The following is a 12,835-nucleotide window of genomic DNA, read 5'->3' as shown; positions in this document are numbered from 1 at the left end:
CCATCAGAACCGCACCGTCACGGAGCCGGTAATCCGCCGGGGCGAGCCCGGATAGACCCGGAACACGTTGAGCGAACTCTCGTAGTACGCGGTGTCGAAGATGTTCTCGACGTTGAGCGCGATCCGGGCATTGTCGAAGCGGTAGTAGGCGAGCGCGTCGACCGCGACGTAGGCCGGCAGCGTGAAGCCCGAGCCGGCCGCGTCGCCGGCGCGCGTGCCCACGCCCCGCACGCCGCCGCCGACACCGAAGCCGCGCCACGCGCCCTCCGGCTCGTAGACCGCGAGGAGGCTGCCGGAATGGCGCGGCACGTTGATGAGCGGGGCCCCGACCGGCAGCACGTTGTCCTTGGTCACCCGGGCATCGGCGTAGACGTAGCCGGCCAGGAGCTTCAGTTCCGGCGTGATCTGCCCCTGGGCCGTCAGCTCGAAGCCCTGGCTGCGGACGGCCCCGGCGGCGAGGGAGAAGCCGGTATTCGCGGGGTCGGGGGTCAGCACGTTCTCCCGCTCCACGCGGAAGGCCGCGGCGGTGAGGAGCAGGCTGCCGCCGAACAGCTCGGACTTGGCGCCGACCTCGTAGCCGAGGCCGGTCTCGGGCGGCAGGGCCGTGCCGCGGGTGACGGCGGCGGCGTCCGGACCGGTATTCGGCCGGAAGCTCGTGCCGACGTTGGTGTAGAGGGCGAGTTCCGGGATCGGCCTGTAGACGAGGCCCGCCCGGGGCGACGCGGCCACCCGCGACTGGTCGACCTGGCTGCGAACGGCGCGCTCGCGGAAGCTCTGCTCGAAGATGTCGAGGCGCACACCGACGAGCGCCCGCCATTCGGGGCTCAGGACGATCTCGTCCTGCGCGTAGAGGCCGGTGTTGGTGATCCGCTCCAGGTTGTTGCGCGGGATGGTGATCGGCGGCAGCGCCTGCCCGTAGACCGGGGCGTAGATGTCCAGGGCGAACGGGCTCGTGCGGAAGTTGGAGCGAAAGTACTGCGTGCGGCTGTCGGTGCTCTCCCGGTCCATGCCGAGAAGAAGCGTGTGGCCGATGCCGGCGGTATCGAAGCGCCCGACGAGGTCGGCTTGGCCGACGGCCACGTCCCAGCGGTAGTCGCGCACGTTGCGGTCGCGCGAGACCGTGCGGTTGTCGGCAGCGATGGCGCGGATCTCCGCCGATTCACCCGCGAGATCGCCCGTGTTGAAGTAGGTCGCCAGGCGAAGCTGCCAGTTCTCGTCGAACCGGTGGTCGACGCGAACCTGCAGAGTGTTGTTGTTCTGATAGGTGCTCTGGCCGGGCTCGCCGAGGAAGCGGGAGACGGGCAGGAATCCGAGCTGCCGGTTCAGCGCGATGACGCCCCGGTCGAAGACGATCCGGTTCTTCACGAACTCGGTCTCGACCGTGATCCGCGTGTCCGGGGTGACTTGCCAGCTGACCACCGGCGCCACGAGGAGCCGGTCGCTGTCCACGAAATCGCGGAAGCTGCCCGCGCCCTGGGCGGCGAGATTGAAGCGGTAGAGGACCGTGCCGTCCGCGCTCAGCGCGCCGCCGGCATCGATCGTGCCCCGGGTCAGGCCGAACGAGTCGACCTGGTTGCCGAACTCGACGAACCGCTCGGCGGTCGGCTGCTTGGTGATCAGGTTGACGAGGCCGCCGGGATCGCTGCGCCCGAACAGGGCCGCGCCCGGGCCCTTGAGCACCTCGATGCGCTCGATGTTCTGGGCATCCGGCGGCGGCGGCGTCCCCCGGTTGAGGGGGAAGCCGTTCTTGTAGATCTCGGAGGTCGTGACGCCGCGGATGGCGTAGCTGAAGATCGACAGGCCGCCGAAATTGTTCTGCCGGGCGACGCCGGGCAGGTAGTCGAAGACCCGGTCGACGCGGGTGGCGGCGATATCGGTGATCGTCTCGCGCGGCGCCACCGACACGGCCACGGGCACGTCGATCTGCGGCGTCGCCGTGCGCGTCGCGCTGACGGCGGTGCCCGCGCCGTAGCCCGGGGTCGGGCCGATCAGGCCGATGGTCCCGCGCCCGGACGCCGTCGTGAGACCGGCACCGTCGCCGACATGCTCGACCGACAGCTCCTCCAGGGTCACGCTCTCCTGCGCGCGGACCTCGACGACCGGCGCGCCGGCCGACAGCATGGCCGCCAGTGCCAGGCGCGGGCTGCCGCGGCGCGCCCGCGCAGGGCCGGCGTATCCCCGGCGCCGCCCGGGACTTTCGCGGAAGGACGGTCGTCCAGAACTCGCCACCACACACTCGCTGCTGCCGGCGCGCGGCCGCGCGGAGGCGAGCGGCGTCGCGCCCGGACGGGCGGCACCGCGCGCTCCGCTGGGGCACCGCGCCCGAGGAACGTCATCGCGCCGAAGGCCGGTCACCTGACGCGGGCCGCCGCCGCAGGACCGTCCCGGTGCGGGGCACCGGCGGCCGTGGATAGCGGGCACGCCCCGTCGACAGGTGCGGGGCAGATCCGGCCGCGCTCCGAAGAGCGCACCGAATGCCCGTCTCAGCCCCGGGCCTGGGCCAGGGAACCTTGGCGGGAGGATAGTTGCCGCGGTGCCCGGCCGGGTCAACGGCCAGACAGGCGAATGTAATAATGTTACGGCAGCCGTGGCCGAACGGACACAGCGGCGCCGCGGCGCCGCGACTGCTGTCTTGTTCTCGCGACCGCCGCCCGTGGAGGATGCGGGCCGGCAGGTCAGAGGCAGCCCAGGCCCATGGCCGGCCGGGGATCCGGTCTCTCCCTCGGTGTCATCCCGAGAGCCGCTACGCGCGTCAGCACCTCAGCTGCCCGGTACCGAAGCGACCGCACCGGATCGAACGTGGAGCGCGACCGGGTTGTCCGCTCCTCTGACGGAATGATCCTTCAAAGATGCGATTGATATGAGAACATCTATATCTCTCATGACGCAGATTGTAAAAGAAGGTTCTTGTTGACCGATCTCCAACAAAACGTCAGATCTTCGGTGCATTTCTTATAGTGGTACCCGCATCGATCCATCGACGCGGGCTTATCGAGGACGGACATGGTCGAGACACGGTGGAGCTTGGTCTCGCGCAGGCGGATTGCGGCCCTGGCCGGCGGCCTGGCGCTCGCCGGGCTGATGCTCGGCCCCGCCGCCGCCGCGGAGGGTCGGCTGCGCATCGCCAAGCAGTTCGGGGTCGTCTACCTGCTGCTGAACGTCATCGAGGACCAGAAGCTCGTCGAGAAGCACGGCAAGGCCGCGGGTCTCGACATCGCGGTGGAGTATGTGCAGCTCTCCGGCGGCTCGGCCGTGAATGACGCGCTGCTCTCCGGGTCGATCGACGTCGGCGGTGCCGGTGTCGGGCCCCTCTTCACCATCTGGGACCGCACCCGCGGCCGGCAGGGCGTCAGGGGCATCGCCTCGCTCGGCAACTTTCCCTACTATCTCGTCAGCAATCGGCCGGCGGTGAAGTCGATCGCGGACCTGACCGAGGCCGATCGCGTCGCCGTGCCGGCGGTCGGCGTGTCGGTCCAGTCGCGCATCCTGCAATGGGCCTCCGCCAAGCTCTGGGGCGACAAGGAGTTCGCCAAGCTCGACAGGATCAGCGTCGCCGTCCCGCACCCGGAGGCGACGGCCGCGATCATCAAGGGCGGCACCGAGATCACCGCCCATTTCGGCAATCCGCCCTTCCAGGACCAGGAGCTGGCCGAGAACCCGAACGCGCACGTCGTGCTGAGCTCCTACGACGTCCAGGGCGGTCCGGCCTCCTCGACCGTGCTGTACGGGACCGAGCGCTTCTACCGGGACAGCCCCAAGACCTACGCGGCCTTCCTCGACGCGCTCGACGAGGCGGCGAAGTTCGTCACCGAGAACCCCGAGAAGGCGGCCGACATCTACATCAAGGCGAGCAACAGCCGGATCGATCGCGACCTGCTCCTCAAGGTGATCAGGAACCCGCAGGTCAGCTTCAAGGTCGAGCCGCAGAACACCCTCGGCCTCGGCCAGTTCATGCACCGCGTCGGCGCCATCAAGACGGAGCCCAAGGCGCTGACCGACTACTTCTTCGACAGCCCGCGCACCGCGGCGGGCAGCTGAGCGGGCGGCCTCGATGACCCTGACCGACGCGCGCGCGAGGCCCGCGATGCCGGAGCCGGACGCGCCGGCTCAGGATGGCGGGGAGCCCGCGCCCGCCGCGCTGCCGCCGCCGCTCCTGCGCATCGCGGGCGTCAGCCTGGACTACCGGACCCCGACCCGCGTGGTCCGCGCCGCCCACCGCGTCGACCTCGACGTCTACGAGGCGGACCGCTTCGTCCTGCTCGGTCCCTCTGGCTGCGGGAAGTCCACCCTGCTCAAGGCGGTGGCGGGCTTCCTTCCACCGAGCGAGGGCACGATCACCCTCGACGGCAACGCGGTGCGGGGGCCGGGGCCGGACCGCATCGTCGTCTTCCAGGAATTCGATCAGCTTCCGCCCTGGAAGACCGTGCTGCAGAACGTGGCCTTCCCGCTGCGGGCCTCCGGCCTCCTCGGCCGGCGGGCGGCCGCCGAGCGGGCGCGCCACTTCATCGACAAGGTCGGCCTGACGCCGTTTACCGGGAGCTACCCGCACCAGCTCTCCGGCGGCATGAAGCAGCGCGTGGCCATCGCCCGGGCGCTCGCCATGCAGCCCCGGGTGCTGCTGATGGATGAGCCCTTCGCGGCCCTCGACGCCCTCACCCGGCGCAAGATGCAGGAGGAGCTGCTGGCGCTCTGGGAGGAGGTCCGCTTCACGCTGCTGTTCGTCACCCACTCCATCGAGGAGGCCCTGGTGGTAGGCAACCGGGTGGCGCTGCTCTCGCCCCATCCGGGGCGCGTCCGCAGCGAGGTCAACAGCCACGCCTTCGACCTGACGAGCCTCGGGAGCCGCGATTTCCAGGCCGCCGCCCAGCGCCTGCACGACCGCCTGTTCGAACCGGCGGCGGAGATTGCGGCGAGGGCCGCCCCGTGACCCCGCCGCTCGCCTCGGGAAGCCGCGCCCTGCCGCCGATCCGGCCGGAATACGACCGCCCCCTCCCGCCCTTCGCGGGGGCGCCGGTCGCCCGGGCGCTGCCGCTGTCGACACGGCTCTGGCAGCAGGGCTGGCTCCGCAAGAGCCTGATCCTCGCCGTCCTGGCGGCGGCCTGGGAGGCACTGGCGCGCGTCCAGAACAACGATCTCCTGCTGCCCAGCTTCACCGCGACCCTGTCGGCCCTGGTGGAGGGGCTGGCCGACGGGGAGCTGGTCGCGCGCGTCTGGATCTCCCTCGCGGTCCTGGCGCAGGGCTACCTGATCGGTGTCGTCCTCGCCTTCGGGCTGACGACGCTGGCGGTCTCGACACAGCTCGGCCGCGACCTGCTCTCGACGCTGACGGCGATGTTCAACCCGCTGCCGGCGATCGCGCTGCTGCCGCTCGCGCTGCTCTGGTTCGGCCTCGGCAACGGCAGCCTCGTCTTCGTGCTGGTCCACGCGGTCCTGTGGCCACTCGCACTCAACACCTTCGCGGGCTTCCAGGGCGTCCCGGACACCCTGCGCATGGCGGGACGCAATTACGGACTGGCCGGCCTCGCGTATGTCTGGCAGGTGCTGATCCCGGCGGCGCTGCCGGCGATCCTGTCGGGTCTCAAGATCGGCTGGGCCTTCGCGTGGCGGACCCTGATCGCGGCGGAGCTGGTCTTCGGGGCGGCCTCCGGCAAGGGCGGCCTGGGCTGGTACATCTATCAGAACCGCAACGAGCTCTACACCGACCGGGTCTTCGCCGGCCTGCTCCTGGTCATCCTGATCGGGCTCGTCATCGAGAACGGCGTGTTCGCCACCCTGGAGCGGGTGACGGTGCGGCGCTGGGGCGTCGTCCGCTGAGGGCCAGACATGTCGGCGCCGCGCCCCGCGATCCCGCCCCGGGCAGGCGCGGCGCGATCCGGCACCGGCTGCGGCGGGCATGCCGCTCCCGTCAGGGTTTCACGTCCGGCCTGGGATCGGGGACGAACCCGTCGCGGTTCGGCATCCGGACGGCGGCCAGGGTGGCGGCATCGACCACGGCGCTCTCCGGGACGAGCCCGTTCAGGTACAGGACGTAGCCAGAGACCGCGTAGACGTCGTCGGCGCTGAGCGATTGCGGTGCGTTCATCGGCATCGCTCGCCGGATGTAGTCGAACAGGGTCGGCGCGTAGGGCCAGAAGCTGCCGACGGTCTTGAGCGGCTTCGGCGAGGCGAGCGTGCCCTGCCCGCCGACGAGCCGCTCGCCGAGCCCGCCCTCGCCCCGGCCGCCGTGACAGGACGCGCACTGCGCGTCGAACACCGCGCGCCCCCGCGCGACGCTGCCGTTCCCCGGCGGCAGCTTCCGCCCGTCGCGGTCGATATCGATGTCCCAGGCGGCGATCTCGGCCTGCGAGGCCGGGCGACCGATCCCGAGGCGCTCGCCGGCCCGCGCCGGCCCGGCGCAGGCCAGCACCAGGGCCATGCCGACGGCGGCGCGGGCTTCACGCATAGCCATTGGCCACCTCGCCGTCCGCCGCGATGCGCCAGGGCACGACCGCGTTGTTGTGGTAGAAGGATTTGAGGCCGCGCACCGCCGTCAGCGCGTTGAAGCTCGGCTGGACGTACCCGGTCTCGTCGATCGCCCGGCTCGCGATGGTCGTCGGCGTGCCGTCCCAGTGCCAGGGCAGGCGGAAACGCGTCAGCGCCCGGTTGAGCACCGGCTCCTGCAGGGCCGCGTCGCGCCAGCTCGCGCCGCCGTCGGCCGAGACCTGCACGCCGCGGATCCGCCCGCGCCCGCTCCAGGCGAGGCCGGTGATCTCGTGGAAGCCGGGGGCGATCCGCTGCGTGCCCGAGGGCCGCGTGATGATCGACTTGGCCTCCATGACGAAGGTGAATTGCCGGGCCGTGCCGTCGGCCATCAGGTCCGTGTACTTCGCCGTCTCCTCGCGGGAATAGGCCGGCTCCGCCGTGACGTTGAGCCGGCGCAGCCACTTCACGCTCATGTTGCCCTCGTAGCCGGGCAGGAGCACCCGGAGCGGGTAGCCCTGCTGCGGGCGCAGCCGCTCACCGTTCTGGCTGTAGACCAGCAGGGCGTCGTCGAGGCACTTGGCGATCGGGATGCTGCGGGTCAGCGCGGCGGCGTCCGCCCCCTCGGCCACGACCCACCGCGCGTCCGGCTTGAGCCCGGCCTCCGCCAGCACGGTCGCGAGGCGCACGCCCGTCCATTCGGCGCAGCTGACGAGGCCGACGAGGTCCGACGCCGTCCGCCCCTTGATGGCCTCGAAGCCCGGGTTGCCCGAGCATTCGAGGAAGTAGATGTGCGACTCCGACGGGAAGCGGCGGATGTCCTCCATGGTGAGGATCAGCGGCGTCTCGACGAGCCCGTGGATCATCAGCCGGTGCCGGGCCGGATCGATGTCCGGGATGCCGCCGTGGTGGCGCTCGTAGAACAGGCCGTTGGGCGTCAGGATGCCGTCGAGATCCTGCAGCGGCGTGCGGCTCGACGCCGAGATATACTGCTTCAGACCCTTCGGGACGTTGCGGATCACGCCGTCCTCGAAGCGCGAGGGCCGGCCGTAGGTCTGGCTGCCGACATCGGCGCCCGGGCTCTTCATCCATTCGGGAACGGCCGGGGGCGACGCCTCCTCCGCCCGGCCCGGCCCGCCCGCGAGGACGGCCGCGGCCGCCGCCGCGCCCTGTGCGAGGAAGCGGCGGCGCGCCGGCGGGGGTTCATCGTCACGGCTCATCGGCACAGCTCATCGTCAATGGCTCATCCCCTGGCACTCCGCCACGCCCGGCCGGCCGGCCGGGGCAGGCCGAGATTCTCACGCAACGTCGCGCCCTCATAGTCCCGCCGGAACAGGCCCCGGCGCTGCAGTTCGGGGATGACGAGGGTGGCGAAATCGTCGAGGCCCCCGGGCAGTGTCGGCGGCATGATGTTGAAGCCGTCCGCGCCGCGCGCCTCGAAGCGCTCCTGCAGGGCGTCGGCGATCTGTCCGGGCGTCCCGACGATCACCCAGTGCCCGCGGGCACTGGCCGCGCGCAGGTACAGGTCGCGGATGGTCAGGCCCTCGCGCCGGGCGAGGCGCAGGAACAGTTCCTGGCGGCTCTTGCCGCCGTTGGTCTCGGGCAGGTCCGGCACGATCGCGTCGTCCGGGTAGGCCGAGAGGTCGGCGCCGGTGAGCTGCTCCAGGAGCGAGCGGCCGACGACGGGGTGGATCAGGGCCTGCAGGGCGGCGAACTTGTCCTGCGCCTCCGCCTCGGTCCGGCCGACCACCGGGAAGGCGCCCGGCATGATCTTCAGGTGGTCCGGGTCGCGGCCGTGCCCCGCCATCCGGCCCTTCACGTCGGCGTAGAACGCCACGGCGTCCTCGAGGGTTTGCTGGGCGGTGAAGATCACCTCGGCGGTGCGGGCGGCGAGCGCCTTGCCGGCCTCCGACGAGCCCGCCTGCACCACCACCGGATGCCCCTGCGGCGGGCGCGGGACGTTGAGGGGACCGCGGACCGAGAAGTGTTCGCCCTCGTGGGCGAGGAGGTGCAGCTTCGAGGGCTCGAAGAAGCGGCCGGAGTCCCGGTCGCGCACGAAGGCGTCGTCCGCGTAGGAATCCCAGAGGCCGCGGACCACGTCCACGAATTCCTCCGCACGGGCGTAGCGGTTGGCGTGGGCGAGGTGGCTCTCCCGGCTGAAGTTCCAGGCCTCCCGCGGATCGGCCGAGGTGACGAGGTTCCACCCGGCGCGGCCGCCGCTCAGGTGGTCGAGCGAGGCGAACTTGCGGGCGACGTGGAACGGCTCGTTGTAGGTGGTCGAGGCCGTCGCCACGAGGCCGATCCGCTCGGTCACGGCCGAGAGGTGCGACAGCAGGGTCAGCGGCTCGAACTGGCCGACGTAGCGGATCGCCGTGCGGCTCAGGGCGTCGAGATCGTCGCCCCGGATGCTGACGCCGTCGGCGAGGAAGATCAGGTCGAACTTCGCGGCCTCGGCGGTCCGGGCGATCTGCCGGTAATGGGCGGCGTTGATCCCGGCATCCGCCTGCGCGGACGGGTGCCGCCACGCGGCGACGTGGTGCCCGCCGGGGTACAGGAACGCGCCCAGGCGCATGCGGTCGCGGCGGCGCGGCACGGTCGCCTCACGCCGATCCGACGCGGTACTGGCGCGGCGGCGGCGCGCCGGTGACCGCGAAGGCCCCGACGATCCGGTCCCGGTAGATCCGCGGGTTGTGGGACGCGATGGTGCGGGCGTTGCGCCAGTAGCGGTCGAGGCCGAGGCCCACCTTCACCGCCGAGGCGCCGAGCGCGTCGAACAGGCTCGTCGTGGCCTGGAGCACGAGATCGGTCACCACGCTCACCGCCTGGTTGACCTCGACATCGGCGAGCGTCGTCGCCCGTTCCGTCGCCGCGCCGTCGCCGGCCCGATGCGCGTCGTAGACCCGCTGGAGGGATTCGGCGGCCTTCAGCACCACGGCGCCGGCCGCGTAGGCGTTCCCCCGGACGCGCCCCACCACCGCCTGGATCTGAGGGTCGTCCGCCGCGCGCCCGGCATTGCCGTGGCTGTAGACCCGGGCACGCTCGGCCACGAGCCGGGCCACGTCCTCGGCCGCGGCCCGGCCGATCCCGGCGAGCGTGGCGAGATGCACCAGCTGGAAGAACGCCATGGCGTAGGGGAAGCGCGCCGGATCCGGCTTGATCAGCGCGGGATCGAGCACGACGTCCTCGAAGGTCGCGGTGCCGCTGGCGGTGAGCGCCTGCCCGAACCCGTCCCAGTCGTCCACGATGGTCACGCCCGGGGCGCGCACCGGCACCGCGGCGGTCACGGCGCCGCCCGCCTCGTCCTCGGCCGAGAGATGGATGTAATCCGCGAACAGCGAGCCCGTGGTGTAGAATTTCCGGCCGTCGACGACGTGACTCCCGTCGCGGCGCCGGACCACCGTGTCGAAGGCGCCGACCTTGGCGGGACCCGTCTCGGAGACGCCGCTGCCGATCGTCTCGCCGGCACCGATCCGGGCGATCCAGGCGGTGCGCCACGCGGCCGACGCGGAGCACAGCGCGTCCTCGGTGAAGCCGAAATGGGCGCGCAGGGCGTTGGTGACGTTGGAATCCGCCTGGGACAGCTCGATCAGCAGCGCGAACAGCTCCGGAAGGCTGGCGCCGTGTCCGCCCTCCTCGGCGGCGAGGCGCAGGGTGGTGAAGTTCGCCTCCCGCAGCCAGCCGATCTCGGCATGGGGCAGGCCGCGGGTGCGGTCCCGCTCGACCGCGGTGGCGCGGATCTCGGCGAAGACCGGGCGGAACCGGTCCGCCAGCGCCTCGTAGCGCGCGCTCGGCCCCGCACCCCACCCCGCTTCCGTCTGCGACATGGCTTCCTGTTCCCGATCCGACCCGCGCCACCGGGCGCACGGCCATGGAATCGGTGAGATGATCTCCGTACTCAAGCTGAATCCCGACGCCGGCCAGGCATTTGGGACCTTCATCTCGGCAGATCTCCCTCGGAAATAGTTTTGATTTACGTGTCGATCCTTGGAGAAAATACCTTTCTTCACCCACAGAGACCGTCACGAAGATCCTCTGCGGCGCCTGGTCCGGCCCTGCCGTCGGGGCAGCCGAAGCCGCCGACGATACGGGACCGGCACACCCCTGCGATCGGGAGATGCCTTTGCTGCGCGCACCGTCATCGGGAGGACACGCTTTTCCATCCCGCGACGAAATAGAAATCCTATTCCATTGATCCGATCATCGGCGCCGGTCTTCAATAGTGCGCAGCGGGATGCGGCGCGGATCTTCGAAGAATCTCCGTCCGGCGCGCATATCCGGCCTCTCATTCAACTAGACCTTCCGATCCGTGAGATCTCGATGACCGACGACACGTTGAGCCGGATCGCCCCGTCCCGCCGAGCGGTGCTGCAGGCCTGCCTCGGCGGGGCCGCGACCGTGGCGCTCGGCGCACCGGCGGTGCGGGCCGGTCCCCGCGAGGTGAAGATCAGCATGCAGCGCTCCTCGGTGCTGTTCACCGTGCTGAAGGTGAAGGGGACGCTGGCCGAGCGTCTGGCCCCCCTAGGGTTCGCGCCGAGCTGGCACCTGTTCACCAGCGTGATCGAGCCCATGTCGGCCGGCGCCGTCGACATCCACGCCGACGTCGCCGACGCGGTGCCGATCTTCACGCAATCGGCCAGGGCGCCGCTGACCTTCTACGCCCGCGAGCGCGGCGCGCCCTCCGCCGAGGCGATCATCGTGCCGGCGGAGTCGCCGATCCGCACGATCGCGGACCTGAAGGGCCGCACGGTCGGCGTCTCCCGGGGCTCGGGCAGCCACTACCTGCTCGCCGCCGCGCTGAAGCGCGCGGGACTGAGCTTTTCCGACATCAAGCCGGCCTATCTCCAGGCGCCGGAGGGCGCGGCCGCCTTCGAGCAGGGCAGCCTCGACGCGTGGTCGATCTGGGACCCGTTCCTCGCCTTCGCGCAGGCCAAGCGCCCGGTGCGGGTCGTGGCCGACGCCACCGGTCTGACGAGCTATCACCGCTACTACCTCGTCAACGACAGCTTCGTCGCCGCGCAGCCCGAGGTCGTCGCCGTCGTCTACCGGGCGCTGGTCGAGGCCGGCGCTTGGATGCGGGCGAATCCGGAGGAGGCCGTGGCGCTCCTGGCCCCGATCTGGGGCGACCTGCCGCCGCCGGTCGTGGCCGCCGCCAACAGCCGCCGCACCTACGCGGTCGAGCCGGTGGATCGCGCCCAGCTCGGCGAGCAGCAGGCCATCGCCGACGTGTTCTACGAGGCCAAGCTCATCCCGCGCCGGATCGACGCCACCGACGTGCCGATCTGGCAGGCGCCGGCGGGGCGGGGCTGAGGCCATGGCCGGACCGACCCACGCGCCCCGCTTCGGCATCTGGGCGGCCGTCCACGGCTCCCGGGCCTCCCACCACGACCCCGACGAGCCGGACGACGCCAGCTGGGAGCGCAACCGCGCCCTGGTCCTGGAGGCGGAGGCCCTGGGCTTCGATTCCGTGCTGGTCGCCCAGCACACGATGAACCCCTACGACGGGGAACGCGACCAGCTCGAGGCCTGGACGGGGGCGGCGGCGCTCGCGGCGCTCACCCGCCGCGTCGAGATCATCGCGGCGATCAAGCCGGGGCTGTACCACCCGGTGGTGCTCGCCAAGATGGCGCTCCAGATCGAGCACATCAGCGGCGGCCGCTTCGCGCTGAACCTCGTGAATGCCTGGAACCGGGCCGAGTTCGAGCGGGCCGGCCTGCCGTTCCCGGCCCACGACGACCGCTACGCCTACGGCCGCGAGTGGATCGGCCTCGTGGAGAGGCTGATGCGGGGCGAGCGCGTCACCTTCGCGGGGGCGCATTTCCGCGTGGAGGATTACCAGCTCCGCCCCGCCGGCACCTTCCGGACGCGGCCGACCATCTATCTCGGCGGCGAGTCGGAGCCCGCCCGGGCGCTGGCCGCCGACCACGCGGATGTCTGGTTCATCAACGGCCAGCCGCTGGCCGACGTCGCGGCCCTGATCGCCGACGTCGCCCGCCGGCCCGCGTCCAACGCCCCGCTGCGCTACGGCCTCTCGGCCTTCGTGATCGCGCGGGACACCGACGCGGAGGCGGAAGCCGAGCACGCGCGGCTCCTCGCCCTGGCGCAGCGCGACGCGGACCTGCGCGCCGACACCCGCGCCCGGACCGACAAGGCCAGCGTGATGTTCGCCAAGACCGACGCGGCCGCCGGCCGGCATGTCGGCACCAACGGCGGCACGGCCGCCGGGCTGGTGGGCAGCTACGCGACCGTGGCGGAGCGGATCCGGGCGTTCCACGCGGCCGGTATCGACCTGTTCATGCTGCAGTTCCAGCCGTTCGAGGCGGAGATGCACCGCTTCGCCGAGCAGATCCTGCCGCGCGTCCGCTGACCCGGAGACTTC

The 12,835-nt window shown here is 71.5% G+C and carries 10 protein-coding genes; 5 read left to right on the top strand and 5 right to left on the bottom strand.

The features are described 5' to 3' along the window. Window positions 1–3 precede the first annotated feature (3 nt). Complete coding sequence (locus LOK46_RS31200; protein WP_273564765.1) at window positions 4–2,121, bottom strand: TonB-dependent siderophore receptor; 2,118 nt, start codon at window positions 2,119–2,121, stop codon at window positions 4–6. Window positions 2,122–3,003: 882 nt separating this feature from the next. Here LOK46_RS31200 and LOK46_RS31195 point away from each other — a divergent pair. From LOK46_RS31195 to LOK46_RS31185, 3 genes are read left to right on the top strand one after another with little or no spacing between them, the layout of a single operon-like run. Then, window positions 3,004–4,038 (top strand): ABC transporter substrate-binding protein, encoded by a 1,035-nt coding sequence (locus LOK46_RS31195; RefSeq protein WP_273564764.1) that lies wholly within the window; start codon window positions 3,004–3,006, stop codon window positions 4,036–4,038. A 13-nt stretch (window positions 4,039–4,051) separates the two neighbouring features. Continuing rightward, window positions 4,052–4,927, top strand: coding sequence for an ABC transporter ATP-binding protein (locus tag LOK46_RS31190; RefSeq protein WP_443192919.1), 876 nt, complete (start codon window positions 4,052–4,054; stop codon window positions 4,925–4,927). Beyond that, window positions 4,924–5,814: an ABC transporter permease gene (locus LOK46_RS31185; RefSeq protein ID WP_273564763.1), complete on the top strand. Its 891-nt coding sequence runs from the start codon at window positions 4,924–4,926 to the stop codon at window positions 5,812–5,814. Before LOK46_RS31190 ends, LOK46_RS31185 begins: the two co-directional genes overlap by 4 nt. 91 nt (window positions 5,815–5,905) lie before the next feature. On the opposite strand, the gene LOK46_RS31180 is transcribed toward LOK46_RS31185, so the two are convergent. The 4 genes from LOK46_RS31180 to LOK46_RS31165 are packed head-to-tail and all read right to left on the bottom strand — an operon-like array spanning window position 5,906 to window position 10,283. Continuing rightward, window positions 5,906–6,442 carry a c-type cytochrome gene (locus tag LOK46_RS31180; RefSeq protein WP_443192929.1) on the bottom strand — a complete coding sequence of 179 codons (537 nt, stop codon included), beginning with the start codon at window positions 6,440–6,442 and terminating at the stop codon, window positions 5,906–5,908. Then, complete coding sequence (gene soxC, locus LOK46_RS31175; RefSeq protein ID WP_273564761.1) at window positions 6,435–7,679, bottom strand: sulfite dehydrogenase; 1,245 nt, start codon at window positions 7,677–7,679, stop codon at window positions 6,435–6,437. Before soxC ends, LOK46_RS31180 begins: the two co-directional genes overlap by 8 nt. A gap of 23 nt (window positions 7,680–7,702) precedes the next feature. Continuing rightward, on the bottom strand, window positions 7,703–9,052 hold the full coding sequence (locus LOK46_RS31170) for an LLM class flavin-dependent oxidoreductase (protein WP_273564760.1): 1,350 nt from the start codon (window positions 9,050–9,052) through the stop codon (window positions 7,703–7,705). Window positions 9,053–9,059: 7 nt separating this feature from the next. Further along, entirely contained in the window at window positions 9,060–10,283 is a 1,224-nt protein-coding gene (locus tag LOK46_RS31165; RefSeq protein WP_273564759.1) for a monooxygenase, read from the bottom strand. 493 nt (window positions 10,284–10,776) lie between these two features. Between LOK46_RS31165 and LOK46_RS31160 the strand changes: the two genes are divergently transcribed. Together LOK46_RS31160 and LOK46_RS31155 are read left to right on the top strand one after the other, a co-directional pair. Then, entirely contained in the window at window positions 10,777–11,766 is a 990-nt protein-coding gene (locus tag LOK46_RS31160) for an aliphatic sulfonate ABC transporter substrate-binding protein (protein WP_273564758.1), read from the top strand. 4 nt (window positions 11,767–11,770) lie between these two features. Beyond that, window positions 11,771–12,823, top strand: coding sequence for an LLM class flavin-dependent oxidoreductase (locus LOK46_RS31155; protein WP_273564757.1), 1,053 nt, complete (start codon window positions 11,771–11,773; stop codon window positions 12,821–12,823). Window positions 12,824–12,835: the final 12 nt, after the last annotated feature.

Source organism: Methylobacterium sp. NMS14P, assembly GCF_028583545.1.
GTDB lineage: Bacteria > Pseudomonadota > Alphaproteobacteria > Rhizobiales > Beijerinckiaceae > Methylobacterium.
Note: the sequence above shows the minus strand (reverse complement) of the source record. Positions and strands in the feature narration are given on the sequence as shown.

Coding starts and splice junctions, on each gene's coding strand:
- soxC (WP_273564761.1), bottom strand. CDS start 7,679: ATGAGCCGTGACGATGAACCCCCGCCGGCGCGCCGCCGCTTCCTCGCA.
- LOK46_RS31200 (WP_273564765.1), bottom strand. CDS start 2,121: ATGCTGTCGGCCGGCGCGCCGGTCGTCGAGGTCCGCGCGCAGGAGAGC.
- LOK46_RS31195 (WP_273564764.1), top strand. CDS start 3,004: ATGGTCGAGACACGGTGGAGCTTGGTCTCGCGCAGGCGGATTGCGGCC.
- LOK46_RS31160 (WP_273564758.1), top strand. CDS start 10,777: ATGACCGACGACACGTTGAGCCGGATCGCCCCGTCCCGCCGAGCGGTG.
- LOK46_RS31155 (WP_273564757.1), top strand. CDS start 11,771: ATGGCCGGACCGACCCACGCGCCCCGCTTCGGCATCTGGGCGGCCGTC.
- LOK46_RS31165 (WP_273564759.1), bottom strand. CDS start 10,283: ATGTCGCAGACGGAAGCGGGGTGGGGTGCGGGGCCGAGCGCGCGCTAC.
- LOK46_RS31190 (WP_443192919.1), top strand. CDS start 4,052: ATGACCCTGACCGACGCGCGCGCGAGGCCCGCGATGCCGGAGCCGGAC.
- LOK46_RS31180 (WP_443192929.1), bottom strand. CDS start 6,442: ATGCGTGAAGCCCGCGCCGCCGTCGGCATGGCCCTGGTGCTGGCCTGC.